General features: G+C 49.6%; 19 protein-coding genes. 7 read left to right on the plus strand and 12 right to left on the minus strand.

Features of this window, described 5'->3' with window-relative positions:
- Nucleotides 1-85 precede the first annotated feature (85 nt).
- On the minus strand, nt 86-367 hold the full coding sequence (locus tag HNQ81_RS16805; protein ID WP_244960493.1) for a helix-turn-helix domain-containing protein: 282 nt from the start codon (nt 365-367) through the stop codon (nt 86-88).
- Entirely contained in the window at nt 324-566 is a 243-nt protein-coding gene (locus HNQ81_RS18235) for a helix-turn-helix domain-containing protein (RefSeq protein ID WP_353740494.1), read from the minus strand. The genes HNQ81_RS16805 and HNQ81_RS18235 overlap by 44 nt, the downstream gene beginning before the upstream one ends.
- A gap of 105 nt (nt 567-671) precedes the next feature.
- Here HNQ81_RS18235 and HNQ81_RS16815 point away from each other — a divergent pair, with 105 nt between their 5' ends.
- Entirely contained in the window at nt 672-1,175 is a 504-nt protein-coding gene (locus HNQ81_RS16815) for a hypothetical protein (RefSeq protein ID WP_183352534.1), read from the plus strand.
- A gap of 164 nt (nt 1,176-1,339) precedes the next feature.
- On the opposite strand, the gene HNQ81_RS16820 is transcribed toward HNQ81_RS16815, so the two are convergent.
- The 3 genes from HNQ81_RS16820 to HNQ81_RS16830 form a co-directional block, all read right to left on the minus strand.
- Nucleotides 1,340-1,927, minus strand: coding sequence for a PIN domain-containing protein (locus tag HNQ81_RS16820; protein WP_183352536.1), 588 nt, complete (start codon nt 1,925-1,927; stop codon nt 1,340-1,342).
- Complete coding sequence (locus tag HNQ81_RS16825) at nt 1,917-3,065, minus strand: ImmA/IrrE family metallo-endopeptidase (RefSeq protein WP_221270898.1); 1,149 nt, start codon at nt 3,063-3,065, stop codon at nt 1,917-1,919. The genes HNQ81_RS16820 and HNQ81_RS16825 overlap by 11 nt, the downstream gene beginning before the upstream one ends.
- Before the next feature lie 294 nt (nt 3,066-3,359).
- Nucleotides 3,360-4,520, minus strand: a complete 1,161-nt coding sequence (locus HNQ81_RS16830) for a Fic family protein (protein WP_205240358.1) — start codon at nt 4,518-4,520, stop codon at nt 3,360-3,362.
- Nucleotides 4,521-5,617: 1,097 nt separating this feature from the next.
- On the opposite strand from HNQ81_RS16830, the gene HNQ81_RS16835 reads away from it, so the two are divergent.
- The 3 genes from HNQ81_RS16835 to HNQ81_RS16845 all read left to right on the plus strand — a co-directional run bounded on the left by HNQ81_RS16835 (nt 5,618) and on the right by HNQ81_RS16845 (nt 7,075).
- Complete coding sequence (locus HNQ81_RS16835) at nt 5,618-6,061, plus strand: flavodoxin domain-containing protein (RefSeq protein ID WP_183352538.1); 444 nt, start codon at nt 5,618-5,620, stop codon at nt 6,059-6,061.
- A gap of 417 nt (nt 6,062-6,478) precedes the next feature.
- Nucleotides 6,479-6,892 (plus strand): nucleoside diphosphate kinase regulator, encoded by a 414-nt coding sequence (rnk, locus tag HNQ81_RS16840; protein WP_183352540.1) that lies wholly within the window; start codon nt 6,479-6,481, stop codon nt 6,890-6,892.
- Nucleotides 6,893-6,916: 24 nt separating this feature from the next.
- Nucleotides 6,917-7,075: a hypothetical protein gene (locus tag HNQ81_RS16845; RefSeq protein WP_183352542.1), complete on the plus strand. Its 159-nt coding sequence runs from the start codon at nt 6,917-6,919 to the stop codon at nt 7,073-7,075.
- A gap of 9 nt (nt 7,076-7,084) precedes the next feature.
- Here HNQ81_RS16845 and HNQ81_RS16850 read toward each other — a convergent pair whose 3' ends face one another.
- From HNQ81_RS16850 to HNQ81_RS16865, 4 genes are all read right to left on the minus strand, one after another.
- Nucleotides 7,085-7,285, minus strand: a complete 201-nt coding sequence (locus tag HNQ81_RS16850; RefSeq protein WP_183352544.1) for a hypothetical protein — start codon at nt 7,283-7,285, stop codon at nt 7,085-7,087.
- A 251-nt stretch (nt 7,286-7,536) separates the two neighbouring features.
- Nucleotides 7,537-7,920, minus strand: coding sequence for a hypothetical protein (locus tag HNQ81_RS16855; protein WP_183352546.1), 384 nt, complete (start codon nt 7,918-7,920; stop codon nt 7,537-7,539).
- Nucleotides 7,904-8,284: a hypothetical protein gene (locus HNQ81_RS16860; protein ID WP_183352547.1), complete on the minus strand. Its 381-nt coding sequence runs from the start codon at nt 8,282-8,284 to the stop codon at nt 7,904-7,906. Before HNQ81_RS16860 ends, HNQ81_RS16855 begins: the two co-directional genes overlap by 17 nt.
- Before the next feature lie 64 nt (nt 8,285-8,348).
- A complete protein-coding gene (locus HNQ81_RS16865) occupies nt 8,349-8,852 on the minus strand; it encodes a PaaI family thioesterase (protein ID WP_183352549.1) in 504 nt (167 codons plus the stop codon).
- Nucleotides 8,853-9,307: 455 nt separating this feature from the next.
- Between HNQ81_RS16865 and HNQ81_RS16870 the strand changes: the two genes are divergently transcribed.
- Both HNQ81_RS16870 and HNQ81_RS16875 read left to right on the plus strand, forming a co-directional pair.
- The gene (locus HNQ81_RS16870) at nt 9,308-9,817 is read left to right on the plus strand and encodes a GNAT family N-acetyltransferase (RefSeq protein WP_183352551.1); all 510 of its coding nucleotides are present in this window, start codon (nt 9,308-9,310) and stop codon (nt 9,815-9,817) included.
- A gap of 46 nt (nt 9,818-9,863) precedes the next feature.
- The gene (locus tag HNQ81_RS16875; RefSeq protein WP_183352553.1) at nt 9,864-10,421 is read left to right on the plus strand and encodes a DJ-1 family glyoxalase III; all 558 of its coding nucleotides are present in this window, start codon (nt 9,864-9,866) and stop codon (nt 10,419-10,421) included.
- 68 nt (nt 10,422-10,489) lie between these two features.
- On the opposite strand, the gene HNQ81_RS18240 is transcribed toward HNQ81_RS16875, so the two are convergent.
- Both HNQ81_RS18240 and HNQ81_RS16885 read right to left on the minus strand, forming a co-directional pair.
- Nucleotides 10,490-11,278 carry a M23 family metallopeptidase gene (locus tag HNQ81_RS18240; protein ID WP_353740495.1) on the minus strand — a complete coding sequence of 263 codons (789 nt, stop codon included), beginning with the start codon at nt 11,276-11,278 and terminating at the stop codon, nt 10,490-10,492.
- A gap of 10 nt (nt 11,279-11,288) precedes the next feature.
- Nucleotides 11,289-11,840 (minus strand): NADPH-dependent FMN reductase, encoded by a 552-nt coding sequence (locus HNQ81_RS16885; protein WP_183352557.1) that lies wholly within the window; start codon nt 11,838-11,840, stop codon nt 11,289-11,291.
- A 279-nt stretch (nt 11,841-12,119) separates the two neighbouring features.
- Here HNQ81_RS16885 and HNQ81_RS16890 point away from each other — a divergent pair, with 279 nt between their 5' ends.
- Nucleotides 12,120-12,623: a type 1 glutamine amidotransferase domain-containing protein gene (locus HNQ81_RS16890; RefSeq protein ID WP_183352559.1), complete on the plus strand. Its 504-nt coding sequence runs from the start codon at nt 12,120-12,122 to the stop codon at nt 12,621-12,623.
- Between the two features lie 48 nt (nt 12,624-12,671).
- Here the strand turns inward: HNQ81_RS16890 and HNQ81_RS16895 are convergent, their stop codons facing one another.
- Nucleotides 12,672-12,890: a DUF4388 domain-containing protein gene (locus tag HNQ81_RS16895; protein WP_183352561.1), complete on the minus strand. Its 219-nt coding sequence runs from the start codon at nt 12,888-12,890 to the stop codon at nt 12,672-12,674.
- Nucleotides 12,891-12,991 lie beyond the last annotated feature (101 nt).

Consider the following 12,991-nt stretch of genomic DNA (forward strand, 5'->3'; position numbering starts at 1 on the left):
AATGGTTGATCGGTTAACCTATATAGCCTTACAAACTCAGCCGGTCCCGCAGCGCCTGCTCAAGCTGGCTGAAGTTCGATGGTAATCAGAAAAAATTATCAAGATCAGACCTTCGGAAAAGCAGTTTTCCTTTTTGTTGACCAGATGGTCGTGAAAATGGAATTGAACGCTGCTCAACAGCCAACCGTCTGAAATGGTCAGGAGAAAAACCTACATATTCAGCCGCCTGTTTCAATGTCATGACACTGGATTCCGGTGGAGCCCTATTTGCCAGCAAGCGGAGGATTTTATTTTGAGTTTCCTCGATTGCTGCAAGTCTGCTATCAATGTCCATAATCTGTTCGACCTTGATATATGTACCCTTCAACAGCCTTCCTGATTTCCTCGGGGGATCCCCAAACCCATGTGACTCGGCTGATAGCTGTTACTTCTTCCAACCTGACAGCGACAGGGGGAGGGCAGGGACGTCGACCCCGGATAATATGACTCAGAAAATCAGGTCCGATATCGGCTAACCTTGCGATTTCTTTCTGTGTGATTTTCTTCTTGTTAGGTTTCATGGCCATTTATGTTATAAAAAATAGACCGTGAGTCAACAAAAAAGTAGACCAAAATAGACCTAATATGCTTTTTTTCTTCCAAAAATTGAGCAGGTGGTCTATAGTTGACTTATGGATCAATTAATCACAAATCAATTTCGAGCAGCTCTCACACATTTGTTGGCTCAAGAAGGTCGAGGGGCACAGGCACGTCTTGCAAAACAGCAGGATATTGATCGCGGTTATCTCAATGCCATTGTCAAAGGCAGAAAATCCGGTTCTGAGAAGATACGATCAAAGATTGCCAGCCATTTCGATATGGCCTATGAGGATGTGTTTGTTCTAGGGCGACGTGTATTGGCGCAAGCTGAGGAATCAGCTGCAAATTATGAAAATCAAACGTTTGATGCTTTAACGACAGCGGAACCTACCCCAGAAAATACGCTTGGTGATGATGCTATAGATTTTAAGGTCCCGACCAAAAGGGAAGGTGGGTCATCAAGTATCCACACCAGGATACTGAAAACGATTGAAGTTCTCGAATCAGATACAAAATATGGTGATCTTCTTGCTGGTTTGATCGATGCTTTTCACGATTCGCTCAGCACGAAAAGAGAAAAAGAGACCATACATTGACAAAAGAAAGGGCTTGAGTTTCAAGCCCAAGAGGTTGAACGAAATGTGGACAATGAGAAAAAATGAGGCTCATCATGGCAAATGAGTAGCCAGTCTGCTAAACTCTCGCACTTTAGGCAATGAGCCTGTCACAAGCACCAATTAATCCCTTTGCAAGGGCCAGTTCACTTCCCGGTGGGTTGCATGAGACGACACCTTTGTGCTTCTTCGTATCCTTGAGTGAAAAATTTTGTCAAGGGGCAACGTGATTCGAAGCTTTCATGCTCCCGGATAACATCACCATGGTCTCCGTCGGCAAGATGCCTGTAAAAATGTAGCCATGCATACAGTTTTGGCGTAGTTTCTATAGCTAGACCTAATTGATTGGTTGCAAATTTCCTTGCCTTCTTTTCATCCGTCATAAAAGCAATACTCCGAATACGATAAGCTGCTGCGATACAAGACAGTTCGCCACTACCTAATTTGCTGGGCGCTTGTTGAATGACAGCAACCAGATCTTCCAACTCACATTTCTGAACAGGAAATTTTTGTTGATCAAGAGCTTTTATGAGACGGTTTTTCAACTCTTGTTGTTGAGGAGTCTCAGTTGATCGCGGCTTATGAAGGCATTCGTAGAGCACCATTGGTGTGATGCAGAAGGATAGACCGGTGCTGAAAGCTGCATGATACAATTTGCGAGATGACAAAACGTTCCAGACTGAGCACGTATCCACAACGCTTGCTGGCGAGAATGATGTCGGGTCAAGCGTCATATTGAATAGCCCTCCCGAATAATATAGATATTTCTCGTGTTTCAGCATGATCTGCCAGAAAAGCCTCTCCTAGTCTTCCTGCCGAAATAAGATCACGTTGATGTGCTTCGAAACACAGATTTACATAATAAGTTGATAATCCGCGCTTTAGTAGTTCGAGCCGACGTTCTTTCTGGCGGTCCGTTAAGGATTCTGGGGCCTCAGGGTCGATTTTCTCCGAGCTGTGAACTTTAACTGAACGAATAACCTGGGCTGTCCTTTTATCTATGAGTTTTGCTTCCATCAATGCATAGGACAAGCTTTCAGTACTCACTCTGAATTGCTGTGCCCAATGGACTGCTTGGTCAGTTGTCCATGTCGATACACTCGGCAATTGGTCGGGTGGCATCAGATAGCATGAGGCAAAGCGATTGGCACGAATTTCCTTGAGATCAGCTTCTGAATATCGTCCTTCTCTTTGGCGAAAACTGACAACAACCGAATCTGATGAATCAAATATGGCGTGTGCGGCTTCGTGCCCCACGGAAAATCGTTGTCTGTAAATATCTTCATCGTAATTGACAAGAAGACAATGCCCAGCAATTGGATGCTCAATATACAACCCCGAAATGTCAGAATTCTCTAGTCGACGTCGGAAAACATGACAACCAATCTTTCGAAAATCAGCAAATAAATTACGCGGTATTTCGTTAGGAGCGTATCCTAAAAAAACTCGGAGTGCTCGGGCAGCATTTTCTCCGTGACCTTTGTAGTACTTACCTTGAGGAGAAAACGGAAATCTCAGTTTCTTTATATCGAGATCTGATTCGAGTTCCGATTCTATCTCGCAGAGATATAAAAACTCTTGGATAGATCGCCGATCATTTGGGCTGAAATCGTTGCCATGTCGACGATAAAGCAGGTCAGTCTGTTCAAAAGGAGCAGGACGTTTATCGTCTAAAAAATCGCGAAGATCGTGGCGATAATAATTGGCGAGAATCAGAACCTCATCGCCGGATGGTCTAACCTGACCGACCTCGATGAAATGAATGCGGTCAACAGTTATGCCGGTATCTTCACTTACAGTCTCGACCATTATCGACTGAAGTTCTCTTGCCTGTTTCAGCTTCTGAGCGATAGACTGGTAATTAATGGCCACAATAGCAGTTTCCTTTTGTAAGGGAATGATCTCCACAGATGGACCAGCGGTGCCACATACTACATTGATAAAACTCCTTGATCCGGTCTACTCCTCAAGATTTGCACCTTCTCTAGCTGCTAATCAAACGATTTCGATATTGATTTTCCATTGCAATTCCCTGCAGGTAGTGGCTATACCTGATCGTATATCAAAATATATATAATGTTATACTGAGAGCATGGATGATGGGCAACATGAAAGATTCCACAACTCTATCGTATATCCAAAGATTGAAGATTCAATTTGTCAATGTTAAATGGTAGCATGAGTCATGCTTTCTTCGTCTTGCTTGCCCTGGAAGGGGGAGAGATCTAGAGTATAACGGGTACTTTTTAGCTGACCGGTTTTTGTAAAGATCCCTTTACCTACCAGGTCTTGTAAATCTCTTGTCGCTGTTGCTGAGGGTGATTTTGTTATTGCTCGGTAATTTTTGGCACTGAATCCACCTTGAAAGCCTTTCGGTCCCTCCAGTAGTATCCGGTTGATCACTTTTAATTGGCGAGGGTTGAGGTTCTCTTTGTGAGTATCGAAAAACTTTGCTTTGGTGATTATGAAATCAACTTGCTTTATGGTTTGTTTTTGGGCGTTGATAATGGTTTTCCCAAAATAAATAAGCCAGTTTGTCACGTCATTTCCTGTACTCTGGGCTGCCAACTCCTCGTAATATTCTCTTTTCCTGTCGTCAATGGTTGAAGAAAGTGCAATGAGTGTCGGCTGGCCCATATTTTGTGATAATGATTTTTCAACTATGCCCCGCCCGATCCGTCCGTTTCCGTCCTCGAAAGGATGGATTGAAACAAAATAGATATGAGCAATCCCTGCCCGAACCAATGGGGTCAAAGGTTCTTTCCCGCCAGGGGCTGATTTGTTGAACCAATCTATGAATTTCTCCATTTCCTTTGGAACATCGGCAGATGGGGGAGCTTCAAAATGGACTGTTGGTTTATCGTATCGTCCCGACACAACTTGCATTGCTTCCTTGTGGGTTCGATATTTTCCTATCTCTAAGTTTCGTCTGCCGGACATCAACATTTCATGCCAATTGCAGAGAGTCTTTTCTGTCAATGGTGAATCATAATTGGTGAATATATCTTTCATCATTTCAGCGATCCCGGCTTCCGCCGGTTTTACCCTGTGATGATCGGCTACTCCCAAACCGAATTCTCTCTTAATAGAGGACTGCAGGCTTTCCCGGTCTAAAAATTCTCCCTCAATTTCAGATGTTTTAAGGGCTTCATTACATACGAGTTCAATTATTAAGTCGTTTTGGTCTTTACGTGAAAGATGCCTGGCAATGCCAAGCGAAAAACCGGATTGCCTTGAATATTCTCGTTCAAATTTCTCGATTTCGCTGTTATCATAGGAAAAATTTCCCCAATCATCTTGTTGCCAATTCCATTTTATTTGTGCCATGATCTATAAAACCTCCTTTTATAGATCATAATACATGATATTGCGATCTATAAAAACCTATTTTTAAACTCAAGACGCACTGTGAGGAGAAGTAATGGGCTTTAGAGCAAGCAGTATGACTTGGGCAGAATTGGTATAACTTCCCGGAGGCCGGATGGGTAGGTAAGTAAAGAAAAGAAAATGGAGCAAAAATGGAGCAAATTGCTTTCGGAATATTAAAATAACTAAATATATAAATATGTTATGTTGTTGTATCTGAAGGATTCCTAATCCTGGTGCCGCAGGTCCGATTCCTGCCGGGGGCACCAATAAAAACAGCCACTTATCGAACTGTCGGTGAGTGGCTGATTCCGTTCGGGGGACAATAAGGGGACACGGGGGCTCTCAGTATCCCTCTGGCCGGGCCCCCTTGGGCCCCCGACGGGGGTAGGGGGTGGCTCCTCTCCGGGGTGGGCGTGTCCGCCTATCGTTACCCGATCCACTCTTCGGGCCGATCTACTCCATACGCAAATTGTGGACATGCTGGTTTGCTTCCCAAATATTCTCGGGAACTTAAGCAATGAATAACACCTCATTGCCGGCATTGCCGCCGAAGGCCTCTTCTCCGGCCTTTCCGATCAATGGCCATCCCTCTCAAAGCTTGATCGAGGAGGTGGCAAGGTATTCCCCACCTGAGTGGCGGTGAGCCTGCCGGAACGAATGCCCCGATAAGAGTGGATTTAGACTTCGTGATTATAGCCAATCCTTCGACTGGTTGTTGTGGCTGCTTGCCGCCTCAGATGGTCGACAATCTGTGGCAAGAGGCTCATGTCCTGGAGGTTCCGGTAAAATTTCTTTTTTCAGGATAATTAAAAAAGAACTTTATGCATTTGGGATTAAATGGTATCTAACTCTATGGTTCATACGAGAATAGTTATCACTCCTGAAAATGATGTTGCGCTGTTGTGCCGCTCCGTTTAGAATAGAGTGCGGGGTTCTTATTATTCCTGGCATCGTTAGAGGTAAATCAAAATAAAGTCCGACATGATGAAACGCTAGACAACAAACCTTCATCGCACGAGACAGTCTCGTGCTCACACTCAACAAGGAGAAACCTTATGAAGAAAGTGCTCGTAGCATATTACAGCAGGACCGGCAAGACTCAGAAAATGGCGGATTACATTGCCGAAGGCATACGCCTGAGCGGAAATGCGGTAGAAATGAAGAAGATCGTGGATATCAAGAGTGAAAAAGATATCGAAGGCTACGACGGTTACATTTTCGGTTGCCCAACCTATCATAAGAGCATAACCAAGAACTTCGAGACCTTCCTCTTCCTGGTTGAAAAAGCAGGCCTCAAGGGTAAGATTGGCGGGGCCTTCGGTTCCAGCACCCACAGCGGCGAGGCCCCCGGAGTCATTTTTGACACGATGGAACACGTCTTTGCGATGAAGATGACGAACCTTGGCCCATTCGATCTGCGTGAGAATGTCGTCGACAGCAACGAGGGAATAAAGGCATGCCAGGATTATGGACGTACTCTCGGCGGCATGCTCAATTAAAAACTCTCACTCCTTCCTGGTCGTACAGTTCTGTTTTCGAACGTTCGTCAACATAGCGCTTTGATACAGGTCTGTTGCTTGTCAATGCCGCGGCCGATTGATACCTGGTCGCGGCTTGAGCGCTCTTCAAGATCCACCCCGGCGGCAGTGCGTTCAACCAACTCGAGATAGTGATTCCTGAAATCTGTAGACGTCATTGACGTATTCTGCAGTCGATCAGGGATGTGCGCCAACCTCGGCAATACTTGGAACCGAATCCGGCAGGATTGCCTGAAGAGTATGGTGCAGTAACCTCGAATCAGGTATTTTCCTTGCTGGCGGAGGATCTTGCGTGGCAGGTTTTGATAGATTGATTAGACTGACAAACGATGTATCTGATAATCTGTTGGCAGCAGGAAGATCACTTTGGAGGGAAAAATGACAACAAGGCCAAAAATCATAATATCATCACGTGACGCGGAAAGATTGGACGAGTTGCTGGACTCGATATCTGAAAAGGAATTTCCTCGCAAAAACGACCTGGAAACTGAGTTGGATCGGGCAGATATCGTAGAACCGCAGGATATGCCTTCCCATGTGGTCACGATGAACTCAGAGGTACGGTTCAGGATCGAGTCTTCCGGCGAGGAGTTTTGTCTCAAGCTCGTTTATCCCAGAGATGTCGATCCAAAAGGCGGCACAATTTCAATACTTGCCCCTGTTGGCAGTGCTCTTCTCGGTCTTTCCCAGGGCGATGAAATTGAATGGCCGAAGCCGGGTGGCGGGGTGTTGAAGGTGAGGGTACAGGAAATCACCTATCAACCGGAACGATCAGGAGAATATCATCGCTGACGGAAGGTAGATGCTGCAACTGTGATGGATATCGAGGTCAAAAAAGAAGACGAGACCGGATACGCCGGCAGGATCTTTGATGTCCTGTATTCACTTGGTGGCGATACATACGGTGTTCCAACCAACACATTGGAGAACGGCGGTCAACGGCGATTTCATGCAATCGATGAAGGTGTTGAATAAGCTGAACGATCATAACGATCCGTTGGAGCTGGACGAAAACTGGTCATCAACGCGTTTGATTTCCCGCTCGGTATAGGCATCGATGACGGCGGCGAGTTGCGAGCGGAGTTCGCTCGTCATATTGGCGATAGCGCCGACCATGGAATCGTCGATCTCCTTTCTTCCGTAGGTCAAGGCGTGTTCCATGATCCGCAGCTTGTCCAGGATCAAATAAAGCTCCTCACTGATTTGTACCTCACGACTGTTTTTCATTTGGTTGCTGTCTGCTGAGTGATTGAATACACTGCGGTATCATGGATAGCCGGGAAAACGGATTGTGGGCGCAATTATTTCCGTAAAAACGGAAGTGCAATCGGTTTGCCGGGAACAGCGTACTGCCGTTTTGTATCGAGGTTCGCAAAATATCACCTGCGGTCTCGACCAGTACTTTGTCGATCAGTTTTTCAGGAAGGCCAGTGCCTCTACAGCCGCCGCGCTTTGATCGTCACCGGTGCAAGATGAAGGGCCAACGCGGTTCCTTTCGACTGTTCTGGAAGAGTAAAATCTCCGGCCTGTCTTCCGATGCTCAACCCCTTATCGATAAAGGTCGCCGCAATTCCGAATAGATCGCCATCCGCACCAACAATCTTCGCTATCTCATCGGCGTCGTAGTTTTCAGCGGCATAGTTCTGATCGTCATCACTGTACCATGCGGCACTATGTGAGTATGGGATTGACCATACACCGTCTCTTCCGCGTTGTATTACGAAGGTTCGACCGTTGCTGTCCAATATTCCGATGTTGTCTGGTTCCTTGCCTCTGGATGCAAACCGCTGTCCCTCAATGATCTCAAATGATATTTTCATGAGTTCCCTTTTCGGTTGCATGTTCGATCTGAGATAATCCCGCCGGCTGCGGTCGGTGTCCCCGGATTCCGGAATTATGAAAAACTGCCGGGTCCCGTTTCCTGATGATGGAGATCTGTACGGTACCGTCATTTCCATCAGTCAATCCTTCGTTGTCAGCCTTCTTCAGAATGATCTGGAAATCGACCGGGGTAAGAGCTGCCATAACGGGTTCTGTCTTCATCTTTACAATCTCAATTTCCGGCTTCTTGTCCTGTCGTGTCGTCATTCTTTCTATTTTATATGCAATATATAGACCATATGAAATATTTTGTCGGTTTTGTTGACGGCAGACCTCCGCCGGATGGTCTTCAGGATCCTGCAACAAACGGGATCTTCACTGAAGATCAGAATCCGCGGCGGGCGGGAAATCCGGCGAGCGTTTATTTTCAGCCGAGTAAACCGGCGGCCATCGCCTCCAGATATTCGTCTTGGAGAATATCCAACTTCGCAAATTGCTCTTTCGTGTACAGTACGAATTCCCCTTCCGAGGTGGCGCACAAATTCCCCTGATGATCGAAGAGCTCGCCGATCATGATCGCTTTCCGCTCTCCGGTTCTCTCTTTGATCGAACCAATACCGTACAAGGCCGTCTCGACATAAATCGGCCGTTGAAACTGGATGGTCATTGTTTTTGTCAGTATGAACTTTTTCGTGAGGATGATCGCCGCCCAACTCATGGTCTCATCGAGAATGGTTGAAATCACGCCGCCGTGTACCAATTTGCTCCACCCTCGAAATTGGGAGGGGACTGTCAGTCTGGAGCGGATCTGGCTCCCGTTTGTTTCGAAGGTCATCCGCAAGCCGGAATGATTTTCCGAACCACAGCCGAAACAATCCTTGTCCAACCTGGGAAGTGACTTCCATAAATTCTGGTTTGCATCGTTCATCATTATGATTTCATTGTCCTGTTATGCGTATCGGGGTCCCGGAGAGCTCTGCGTCTCAGGTGTTGCCGCCATCAGCGGCACGGGGCGGCGACGGTTCCGTTGCAGTTGCACCCCGCCTCAGCGCCGGGGTTGCCACCATGAACGGCGACAGTATACAATGAAATGATGTCGAGCTGTATACCCTGTGGTGGTGAATGACCATTTTTTACATGCCTTTTCAGGAAATACTCAGCAAACGACCGCCTGTTCACGACGTGATCCCGAACCGGCTGTATCTCCCGGTCTGCAGAGGAAAATGCGATCGCCAACGGTGGCGGTCAGGCCTTTCTGTCATCATTGCCGGAGTATCGAGTGTCTTGCACGAGACATTGCCCATCGGCTATGATCCGAATATCAACACGAGGGGCAGCGATACGTCCTGTCGCTCGAGAATCCGACGGTCTCTGGAGAAATGAATCATGGTCGAAAATCTCGCCGAAATTGGTCGGGCAACCGTGGAGGACCTGGATGGCATCATGGCGTTGCTGGCGGAGAATCAACCCGGCCGCGGCGGCCGACTGTCGGCCGGTCTTCCGCGCAGTCTCATTGCTGAAATCATGCGTGAAACACCGATCATCGTGTCGCGCCTCGATGGCTGTGTAATCGGCTGCCTTGTGACCAGCACCAGGGAGATGAATGCCGATATTCCCATCATCGACGCGATGCTGGCCGCATATTCCGGTTCGTCCGGCTCCCATGTGTACGGACCGATATGCGTCGCAACCGAACATCGGGGCAAGGGCGTGGCCCAGGCTATGTTTGCCGAACTGCGGCGTTGGGAACCGGCGCGGGAGTATATCCTCTTTACCCGGCGCGACAATCCGATAGCGTTGCGTGCCCATGCAAAGATGGGAATGTGTGAAGTCGCCGGTTTCGTGTACCAGGACAACGATTACGTGGTATTGTCATCTCTCAGATCTGCGGCATGATCCGCATCCGGAAGACAAAATTCCACCCATTACTCAGGAGACTCCCATGGAAAAGAAAATTCTCGTACCACTGGCCGAAGGATTTGAGATGATCGAGGCGCTCAGTATCGTCGATGTGTTTCGTCGGGCCGGTGTACACGTCGATCTGGCTGCAATCGGAGACAATCTCCAGGTCACCTCATCGCATCAGGTGCAGGTCATGGCCGATGTCTATCTTGCCGACTGCACCGACAACGATTACGATCTCATTGTCCTGCCCGGCGGTATTCCCGGAGCCCAGAATCTGCAGCAATCGGCCATTCTTGCAGAACTCCTGAAAAAACAGAACAGTGAAAACAAGCTGTATGGAGCCATCTGCGCCGCCCCGGCCGTCGTCCTCGAGCATCACGGCCTGCTGCAGGGCAAGAATGCCACCTGTCACCCCAGGTTTGCCGACCAGCTGCGTTCGCGCGCCCATACCGGTGAGAAAGTGGTCATTGATAAAAACTGCGTGACCTCCAAGGGTGCAGGAACCTCCATAGAATTCGCCCTCGAATTGCTCGGTATTTTACTGGGAGAAGAAAAGAAGAAGGAAGTAGCGAGTGGGATGGCCATCGAGGCGTGAACGGCGCAAGGCCCAAGCGTCGGCGACACGATGTTGAGCTTGGGCGTCGGGGGTCCTGCCGAGCCAGTTCAGGGTGTTGTCTGTTCCCGCTCCTTCCCGGGATTTTCCGAATGAAGAGCGATGTGATGACAGTTCAGCATCGACAGGGGGTCGATGAGTTCGACCTCGTCGGAACTGCAGATATACTTCCAATCCAGCATATCGCCCGGCACCGATTGCGGGATCCTCATCAGGGAGATATGGAGGTGGGCGGGCATCCTGTTTTTTCTCCCTGTGGTATCGGCAACCGTGCCGACAACATCACCGGGCCCGACCGACCGTCCGATATGCACATGCCGATGCAGTACAATATGGGCATAGACCGACAGAAATCTATGAGAATCATTCCCTCCGTGGTCGATGAAAACAGAATGGCCCAGAAAATCGCGGCAAACGGCAAAGGTCTGACCTGAGGCCATGGCCGGTATGGCAATTCGAGGGGAGAACTTTTGTTCTCTGCCGGCGCCGTCGGTGTAATAGCAGATATCGATGCCCTCATGCGCGGTTGGCCGCGTACCGGTGTCCGGCCACCATTTGGCACGGCTGCCGAAGAGCATTCCCGGATAGAAATCGAAATTTTTGACGCCTGCAAGGCCTTCGTTGACCGCTTCAAGGAGCGTAAAATAGGGGACAGGTGTTGTGAATGGGATGCGCATCTGGGGTCGGCAGCAGGGGGCGATTATTGGTGGTTTTGGGAAAAAACAGGGACGTCGTTGCGTTGTCGGATTGCCACCGGCCTTGGAACACGTCGGCTGGGGCGTTACCGCGTCGGCGTATCGAGCCGGTACGGGACGTCGTCGGCCCCGTACCTCTTTCATCGATGCCGGATCAGGCTGAATGCTGTTTCACCCAGGCCGTGTAGCGGTCGATCCACTTCTGGAGGAAGGCCCTGCTGCCCTCGCCGATATTGCCGGAGGCGTCAAACATGTCGTCCTTCATCTGCAGAAAGGCCTCGGGCTGACCGAGCGTGGGCACGTCCAGGCAGGCCAGGACGTTGCGTAAATGCTGCTGCGCCATCGCCGTCCCGATCGTCCCGATCGAAATGCCAATGACGCCGGCAGGTTTTCCTGCCCAGGCATTCTGGCCGTAGGGACGCGAGGCGTGATCGATCGCATTCTTCAGCACCCCGGGGATGGAACGGTTGTATTCCGGGGTCACGAAGAGCAGGCCTTGTGCCGCCGCGATCTCACCCTTCAACCGTTTGACCGATTCCGCCTGGTTGCCGTCGTCATCCTGGTTGTAGAGCGGCAGATCGCCGATCTCCAGATATTTGAATGTGAATTCCGGAGGCGCCAGACTGACGAGGGCGTGTGCCAGGGCACGATTATAGGAATCCTTGCGAAGGCTGCCGACGACGACGGCAATGTGATACTGACTCATGATGGTCTCCTTACGTATTGTGTTTATGGAACGGAAATTCAAGCGGTGGATGTCACTTTGCGCGGAAAGGCTGCCGGGACTTCCGGAACAGGGAACACGGCTGCATCTATCCGGAATTCTGCCCGACGAATACGGCCTACTGTAAGTACGAATACGGGAAACATCAACTCGCCAAAGTTCTCAAGGTCTGACGACAGCGCGAAAAAAAAATCGTCTTCGGGCGGCGATAATCTGCCGGGAGTGCATATCGTATGATTTGGGGGCAAACAAGGAGGAGATATGAAAGCTTTGATTATAAGTGCGGATACATTTGAGGACTCTGAACTGCTGGTTCCCTACTACCGACTGAAGGAGGCGGGCATCGAGGTGACGGTGGCGTCGATGCGCCGTGAGGTCATCACAGGGTTGCACGGCTATGAGGTGACTGTGGACAAGACCCTTGCCGAGGTCAACCCCGAAGAGTATGCAATCCTTGTTCTCCCCGGCGGCAGGGCTCCGGCGGCGGTGAGGAAGGAGGAGAAGGCGCTGGAGATCGCCCGCAGTTTTTTCGCTGGCGGCAAGCCGGTCGCCGCCATCTGCCACGGGCCGCAGATCCTGATCAGTGCCGGTCTCCTGCGTGGGCGACGCGCCACCTGCTACCGCTCGATGGCGGATGAACTGATAGCCGCCGGCGCCGATTATGAGGACCGGGAGGTGGTGGTGGACGGGAATCTGGTCACGTCCCGGCATCCGGCCGATTTTCCCGCCTTCCTGCGCGAGATCATGAAACTGCTCGGACGCTAGCCGGACGTCCCCTTAGCTGACCGCTCCATGTGCTCGATGATGGAGCGGTCAGTTGACCCCGCCGCCATCAATCAAAAAGAGGGCCTGCATGATAAGAGGTTCGACATTTTCTTCCAGGACGATGTCCTCAGCGGTCAAAGGAGCGGTGTCGATAAATGCGAATTTCCCTTCTTCCCAGGTAATGGCCTCAAAAAATGCGGTCTTGAGCCGAGTGAAAAAAATATCCGTGATCTGAGAGTGTTGGATATAACGTAAGCGTCTAATCAACCGCCTCGGCATAGCGCAGCATGATCTTTAGTCTGTCCACGTTCCAGGGGAGCAGGGCCTCGTAGTCGGCGAGGGTGTGAGCCCTGGGCAAGTGCTCGAAG

This window comes from Desulfoprunum benzoelyticum, assembly GCF_014201505.1.
Taxonomy (GTDB): domain Bacteria; phylum Desulfobacterota; class Desulfobulbia; order Desulfobulbales; family Desulfocapsaceae; genus Desulfoprunum; species Desulfoprunum benzoelyticum.

Excerpts from the sequence above, each read along its gene's own strand:
- HNQ81_RS18235 (WP_353740494.1), bottom strand. The coding sequence starts at position 566 with ATGGCCATGAAACCTAACAAGAAGAAAATCACACAGAAAGAAATCGCA.
- HNQ81_RS16815 (WP_183352534.1), top strand. The coding sequence starts at position 672 with ATGGATCAATTAATCACAAATCAATTTCGAGCAGCTCTCACACATTTG.
- HNQ81_RS16820 (WP_183352536.1), bottom strand. The coding sequence starts at position 1,927 with ATGACGCTTGACCCGACATCATTCTCGCCAGCAAGCGTTGTGGATACG.
- HNQ81_RS16830 (WP_205240358.1), bottom strand. The coding sequence starts at position 4,520 with ATGGCACAAATAAAATGGAATTGGCAACAAGATGATTGGGGAAATTTT.
- HNQ81_RS16835 (WP_183352538.1), top strand. The coding sequence starts at position 5,618 with ATGAAGAAAGTGCTCGTAGCATATTACAGCAGGACCGGCAAGACTCAG.
- rnk (WP_183352540.1), top strand. The coding sequence starts at position 6,479 with ATGACAACAAGGCCAAAAATCATAATATCATCACGTGACGCGGAAAGA.
- HNQ81_RS16845 (WP_183352542.1), top strand. The coding sequence starts at position 6,917 with ATGGATATCGAGGTCAAAAAAGAAGACGAGACCGGATACGCCGGCAGG.
- HNQ81_RS16855 (WP_183352546.1), bottom strand. The coding sequence starts at position 7,920 with ATGAAAATATCATTTGAGATCATTGAGGGACAGCGGTTTGCATCCAGA.
- HNQ81_RS16865 (WP_183352549.1), bottom strand. The coding sequence starts at position 8,852 with ATGATGAACGATGCAAACCAGAATTTATGGAAGTCACTTCCCAGGTTG.
- HNQ81_RS16870 (WP_183352551.1), top strand. The coding sequence starts at position 9,308 with ATGGTCGAAAATCTCGCCGAAATTGGTCGGGCAACCGTGGAGGACCTG.
- HNQ81_RS16875 (WP_183352553.1), top strand. The coding sequence starts at position 9,864 with ATGGAAAAGAAAATTCTCGTACCACTGGCCGAAGGATTTGAGATGATC.
- HNQ81_RS18240 (WP_353740495.1), bottom strand. The coding sequence starts at position 11,278 with ATGAAAGAGGTACGGGGCCGACGACGTCCCGTACCGGCTCGATACGCC.
- HNQ81_RS16885 (WP_183352557.1), bottom strand. The coding sequence starts at position 11,840 with ATGAGTCAGTATCACATTGCCGTCGTCGTCGGCAGCCTTCGCAAGGAT.
- HNQ81_RS16890 (WP_183352559.1), top strand. The coding sequence starts at position 12,120 with ATGAAAGCTTTGATTATAAGTGCGGATACATTTGAGGACTCTGAACTG.